5 protein-coding genes and 1 pseudogene are annotated in these 6,265 nt (G+C 71.1%); 1 reads left to right on the top strand and 5 read right to left on the bottom strand.

Translation table 11 applies throughout. The annotated features are described in order from the left end of the window. The 5 genes and pseudogenes from ACFP3H_RS06615 to ACFP3H_RS06595 all read right to left on the bottom strand — a co-directional run. Positions 1–296, bottom strand: a pseudogene (locus ACFP3H_RS06615) (ornithine cyclodeaminase family protein); the annotation flags it as partial. A gap of 28 nt (positions 297–324) precedes the next feature. Further along, positions 325–1,251 (bottom strand): ABC transporter permease, encoded by a 927-nt coding sequence (locus ACFP3H_RS06610; RefSeq protein ID WP_378601022.1) that lies wholly within the window; start codon positions 1,249–1,251, stop codon positions 325–327. Continuing rightward, positions 1,248–2,297, bottom strand: a complete 1,050-nt coding sequence (locus ACFP3H_RS06605) for an ABC transporter permease (protein ID WP_378601622.1) — start codon at positions 2,295–2,297, stop codon at positions 1,248–1,250. The genes ACFP3H_RS06610 and ACFP3H_RS06605 overlap by 4 nt, the downstream gene beginning before the upstream one ends. Positions 2,298–2,491: 194 nt before the next feature. After that, a complete protein-coding gene (locus ACFP3H_RS06600) occupies positions 2,492–4,108 on the bottom strand; it encodes an ABC transporter ATP-binding protein (RefSeq protein ID WP_378601019.1) in 1,617 nt (538 codons plus the stop codon). A 5-nt stretch (positions 4,109–4,113) separates the two neighbouring features. Continuing rightward, on the bottom strand, positions 4,114–5,106 hold the full coding sequence (locus ACFP3H_RS06595) for a BMP family protein (protein WP_378601016.1): 993 nt from the start codon (positions 5,104–5,106) through the stop codon (positions 4,114–4,116). A gap of 159 nt (positions 5,107–5,265) precedes the next feature. Here ACFP3H_RS06595 and ACFP3H_RS06590 point away from each other — a divergent pair, with 159 nt between their 5' ends. Next, the gene (locus ACFP3H_RS06590; protein ID WP_378601014.1) at positions 5,266–5,988 is read left to right on the top strand and encodes a GntR family transcriptional regulator; all 723 of its coding nucleotides are present in this window, start codon (positions 5,266–5,268) and stop codon (positions 5,986–5,988) included. Positions 5,989–6,265: the final 277 nt, after the last annotated feature.

The raw sequence follows: 6,265 nt of genomic DNA, 5'->3' as shown, positions 1-6,265 counted from the left end.
AGCGCCTCGCACGAGCCGTCGGCCGCCGAGGTCACCACGATCACCGACCGCTGGGTCGGCAGGCCGCGTGCGCGGTTGGCGGGCAGGTCGGCGAGCAGTTTCACCGCCGCCGCGCCCGCGGATTCGGCGGCCGCGACCATCGGCACGAACGCCGCGTCGCCCAGCGCCATCGCCGGTGGGGCGGGCGCGAACGCGGTGCCCAGTGCCAGGTCGGCGTGCGCGCGCTCGACGGCGGCCAGCACCGCGCCGCGGTCGAGCAGGGCGCGCACCTCGGAGTGCGACAGGATCAGAGTCAACGGTGGCTCCTACGAAAGTAGTGGCGGGTCAGGACGTTCGGGCGAAGGCGACGGTCAGGTCGCGCGGCGAGCGGCTGTTGCCGACCAGGCCGCTGACGGCGACGATCGCGATCAGATAGGGCAGCATCACCAGCAGCGCGAACGGCACGTCGACCCCGAGAGCGGGCAGCGCGAACTGCAGGGCCTGGGCGATGCCGAAGAACACCGAGGCCCAGATCACGCCGAGCGCGCGCCAGCGCCCCGCGATCACCGCGACCACGGCCAGATAGCCGATGCCGCCGGTCATGTTGTCGCTGAACGAATGCACCTCCGACAGCGCCAGTTGCGCACCGCCCAGACCCGCGGCGAACGCGGCCAGCAGCACGCAACCGAAGCGCACGGCCCGCACGGGCAGACCGGTGCGATCGGCGGCGACGGCGTCCTCGCCGATCGCGTCGATCACCAGACCCATTTTGGTGCGGGGGGAGAACACGAACGCCAGCACGGCGACGACCGCCAGGCACAGATAGCCGAGCGCGGTCTGGCCGAACAGGGCGGGCCCGATGACCGGGATGTCGTGCAGCAGCGGGATTCTCAGCGCGTCGAAGCCGGGAACGCTGTGGCCTTTGCCGTCGGCGAGCAGTAGTCGCGCGCCGTAGGTGGTGGCGCCCAGCGCCAGCGCGTTGGCGGCGATGCCGACGACGATCTGGTCGGCGCGCAACCGGATGCTCCAGATCGCTTGCAGCGCACCGAAGATCAGCGCGGCGAGCACCGCCGTGGCGGCGCCGAGTACCGGGGAACCGGTGGTGACCGCGCCGAGCACGCCGGCGAACGCGCCGGTCAGCATCATCGCCTCGAGGCTCAGGTTGAGCACGCCCGCGCGTTCGCTGACGAGCTCGCCGCTCGCGGCCACGAGGATGGGCAGGGTGAAACCGATGCCGCTGGTGGCGATGTCGGTGACGGTGTCGAGGCTCATCGCGGTTCTCCTGCCGCAGCGGTGGCGGCTGTCGAGGGGCTCGGTGGGGCGGATGTGCGCAGGGTCGTGGTCCACAGGGCCGCGCCCGCGATGAACACGATCATCAGCGACTGCACGACCGTGATCGTCGAGGCGGGCACATTCGCGGCCAATTGCAGATTGATCCCGCCGGAGACGAGGAATCCGAGCAGCAGCGACACGGCCACCACCGCCGACAGCGAGCCCCGTGCGAGCAGGCCGACGACCAGACCGGAGAAGCCGTAGCCGGAGGAGAAGCCCTCGGCGAGCACGAAAGGCGCTGTCGCCACGAGCAATCCGCCGGCGACACCGGCGAACGCGCCCGCACTCGACAGGCTCAGGAAGCGCAGTCGCTGGACCGGCACCCCCAGCCTGGCCGCCGCGTCGGGATTGAGTCCGACCGCGCGCAGGCGGGTGCCGAGTGCGGTGTGGCGCACCAGGATCGCGGTGGCCATGGCGGCGAGCACGGCGATCCACAGGGCGATGGTCGCGGGGGAGCGTTCGATGCCCAGCAGCGGCAGATGCGCTGCCGCGGTGAGCTGTTCGGACTGGGGCAGGGTCTCCGAGGAGGTCACGGGCTGGCGCAACAGCGCGGGCTCGTGCACGACGAGCAGCACCAGCGCCAGGCCCACGAAGTTGAGCAGCAGCGTGGTGATGATCTCGCTGGTGCCGCGACGCACCCGCAGATACGCCGCGATCGCCGCCCACAACCAGCCCGCCGCCGCGGCGCCGAACAGCACGGCGGGCAGCGTCACGATCGCCGGGGCGCCGGTGAGGGTGGTGCCGATCGCGGTGGCGGCGATGCCACCGGCGCAGATCTGGCCCTCCCCACCGACATTGACCAACCCGGCCCGGTGCGCGATGGTGAAGCCGACCGCGACCAGCATGAGCGTGGCCGCGACATTGAGCGAGGCGCCGATGGCGTAGTCGCTGCCGAACATGCCCTCCCACAGGGCGGTCACGGTGGCGGCGGGAGCGGCGCCCGCGCCGGCGGCCAGGAGCAGGCCGACCACGCCGGCCGCGAGCATCGCCGCGACCGCCACGACGAGCGGGTGATGCGCCCATCGGGAGAGATCGACCGGTCGACTGCGCGCGGTCGGGCCGGTGGGCTGCTCGGCGGCCCGCCGGGTGATCCGGTTCGCGGTTGGTGGCGCGACGCCTTCGCGGTGCGCTGCCGGTGGGGCGGTCGTGGACGTCTCGGTCGGTTCTGCGCGCGGTGCGGTCATGACGCGACTCCCATCATCAGTTCGCTGATCTGTTGTGCGGCAGCGGGATCGGTGGTCTCGACCGGGCCGGCGAGGGCGCCGCGATAGGCGACGAAGACCCGGTCGCACAGGGCAAGCAGCTCGGGCACTTCGCTCGACACCACCAGCACCCCGCACCCGTCGGCGGCCGCGCGCCGCAGCTGGGTGAGCACGAAATCGACGGCGCCGATATCCAGGCCGCGGGTCGGCTGGGCGGCGACGAGACAGCGCAGGTTCGCGGTGGACAGCTCGCGGGCGAGCACCACCTTCTGCTGATTGCCACCCGAGAGCGAACCCATCGGCACCCACGGCCCCGCCGCCCGCACGTCGAACCGAGCGAGCTCGGCCGCCGCCGCCCGACCCATCGCGCGCCGGTCGAGCAGGCCGAAACGGCGGAAATCGCCGAGGCGCCCGAGGAAGAGATTCTCGGCGAGACTCATCCGCGCGACCATGCCGTCGCGATGGCGATCCTCGGGAACGACGCCGAGCCCGAGGCCCGTTCGAGTCGCCGGTCGGGCGGCGGTGATGTCGACACCGTCGAGGGCGACGGTGCCGCCGTGCACGGGCGTACTGCCCGCGAGCACCGCGACGAGCTCACTCTGCCCGTTCCCCTCCACCCCCGCGATCCCGACGATCTCGCCGGGCCGCACGACCAGGTGCGCCCGGTCGAGCGCCGCGCTGCCGTCGGCTCGGCGCACGGTGACGCCGTCGACTTCCAGAACTGGTGCGGCAGAGTCGGTGTCGGTGCACAGGTCGGCTGCTGTGGCGGTGGTGTCGCCGTGTGGGTTCGTCAGATCGGTTGCGGCCGTGGCGATGTCGCTTCGGGAGTCGGTGGTGTCGAGCCCGATGGTCGCCGCGACGCTGGGGTCGAGGTCGGCTGCGGTTCGGCCCACCATCGCCGTGAGGAGTTCGGCGATGGTGGTGTTCGACATCGCACCGCCACCGGCGACCGTGCCGCGTCGCAGCACGGTCGCGGCGTCGGCGACTCTGGCGACCTCGCCGAGTTTGTGCGTCACCAGGACCACCGCCTTGCCGTCGGTGGCGATGGCGCGGCAGGTGTCGATCAAGGCGTCGATCTCGGCCGGATCGAGCACTCCCGTCGGTTCGTCGAGCAGGATCAGTGCCGGATCGCGCAGCAGGGCCTTGACGATCTCGACCTTCTGTCGCGCGCCGACCGGCATCGTCGCGACCCGCTGGTCGAGATCGATGCGCAGGCGATAACGCTGGGCGATCTCGTCGAGCCGGTCGGTCAGTTCCCTGCGACGCATCTTGAGCCCGTGCTGGGTGAGCAGCAGGTTCTCCGCGACGGTCATGGTGGTGACCAGGCTGAAGTGCTGGTGCACCATGGCCACCCCGGCGGCCATCGCGGCGGCGGGGGAGTCTGGTCGGAAGTCGGTGCCGCCCAGTAGCATTCGGCCGGTATCGGGCCGGTAGCCGCCGAAGACCAGGTTGCACAGTGTCGACTTGCCCGCGCCGTTCTCGCCGAGAACGCAATGGACAGTGCCGGATTCGACCGTGACGTCCACGCCGTGCAGCGCGCGCACGGCCCCGAAGCTCTTACCCAACCCCTGCAGGGTCAATGCGGGAGTGCTCATGATCGTCAGTACGGCTCGACCGCGCCGGTGGCCAGCGCTGTCTTGGCTTTCGCGAGGGCGTCGACGACCGCGGTGTCCTTGCTGCACAGCACGAAATCGGTGCCGTCGTTGGGTGAGGTGAGCCCGAAGCGCACGTTCTCGGCCTTCCACGAGCCGTCGAGCACCGACTGCACCGCGAACTCGACCTCGGCGCCGATATCGGTGTGCACGTAGCCCAGGTACACCGGATTCGAGCAGTCGCCCGGGATGGGCCCGCCGACCATGGTGGCGCCGGCCTGGGTGGCGGCCTGCTCCATGCCCGCCTTGCCCAGGTTCACGATCTGACCCAGTGCGCCCGCGCCCGCGCTGTAGTCGGCCAGGGCGGCCTGCTTGGCCTTGGCGGGGTCGTTGAAGTCGCCGACGTACTGCGGCGTGAGCACCTTGACATCGGGCTTCGTGAAACGGGCGCCGTTGCCGAAAGCGTTGGCGGCGTTGACGATCGCGGGCAGTTCGACGCCGCCGACGAAGGCCACCGCGCCCGACTTCGAGCCCGCCGCCGCGACCGCGCCGCTGAGGAACTCGGCCTCGGCCTGCTGGGGGTCGTAGTAGGCGAGGTTGGCCAGCGGCACCGCGTCGGCCGGACCGCCGATCTCGACGAACTTCACCTGCGGGAACTGCGCGGCCACCTTGCGCACATCGGCGTCGGTCTGCCCGCCGAGCGAGATCACCAGGTCGTTGGTGGAGGCGAAGCGGACCAGCGCCTGCTGGTAGTCGGCCGCGGCGACCTGCTCGACCTTGCTCAGCTCCACCTTGTCACCGAGTTCGGCGGCGACGCGCTGGTAGCCCAGATACCCCGACTGCATGAACCCGGTGTCGGACAGCGATCCGGGGAAGAACACCCCGACCTTCAGTGTGTCGCCCGAGGCGGTGGTGTCGGGGGAGCCGCAGGCCGACAGGAGGGCTGCGGCGGCGATGGCGGCCGAGCCGAACGCGATCGCGCGCCGAGTGGACTTGTGCACGGGGTACTCCTTGGTCGAACGAACCGCTCAATTAGCGGTATACCGTTAAGTGAGAGCCTGGGGCTCGCAGATGACGGACGGATTACCGAGAAGTAAGGAACGGTCGCCCACCGTGCGCGGGCTACCGTGGTGGGCGAACTGGAGCGAAAGGACGGTGTGGTGGCAGCGGAACCGGCGAAGAAGTCGCTGCGGGATCAGGCCTACGAGGAACTGCGCGATCGGATCATCGACCTGCGGCTGAGCCCCGGTCAGCGGCTGGTGGAGCGCGATCTCGCCACCGAGTTGGCCATCTCGCGGATTCCCCTGCGCGAGGCGCTACAGCTGCTCGAGCGCGAGGGCCTGGTCGTCATCGTCCCGCGCCAGGGAGCCATCGTGGCGCCGTTCACGGTGGCCGATGTCCGCGACCTGTTCGATGTGCGCGAGAGCCTCGAGGTGCTCGCGGCCCGCCTCGCCGCCGAACGCGCCGACGCCACCGACCTCGCCGCCCTGCGCGCGCAACTGAGCGCGGCCCGCCAGGCCACCGCCCGCGGCGACCAACCCGCCATCGCCGCCGCCAACGCCGGCTTCCACGCCGTCATCGTCGACGTCTCGGGCAACCCCCTGCTGCAATCCCTGTTGCGCCCCTTGGAATCCCGCGTCCGCTGGCTGTTCCACCTGACCAAGGAACGCGACCCCGGCACCCAGTGCGACGAACACGAGGCCCTCTACGCCGCCATCGCCGCCAACGACCCCGACACCGCCGCCGAAATCGCCTACCGCCACGTCGCCTCCGGCCGAGCCCCCAGCCTCGCCCTCGCCGCCCACTGGTCCATGCCCGACATAGACCCCATCACCGCCACCCGCACCCGCCAACGCGCCCCCCACCGAGACCGCACCGCCTGAAAACCCTTGCGCACCAGGGAAAAACCCACCCGCGCCACACCCACAGCGCAGTCCCCGTCCCCGCGACCAACACCCACTCCACACACCTGAGATCCGCCGCACCCTCGCACACCCGGCTCCCTCCGCGCACGTGAGTTCCGGCGCGCGCTCGCATACCCGGCTCCCTCCGCGCACCTGAGTTCCGCCGCGCCCCGCACACCCGCATCCCTCCGCACACCTGAAGTCCGCCATGACCGCACTCCCAACCCGCACCTGCGACCCATAGGGAGCAGCGGCC

Source organism: Nocardia lasii, from assembly GCF_042658545.1.
GTDB classification, from domain to species: domain Bacteria; phylum Actinomycetota; class Actinomycetes; order Mycobacteriales; family Mycobacteriaceae; genus Nocardia; species Nocardia lasii.
This window is presented reverse-complemented; position numbering and strand designations above follow the sequence as displayed.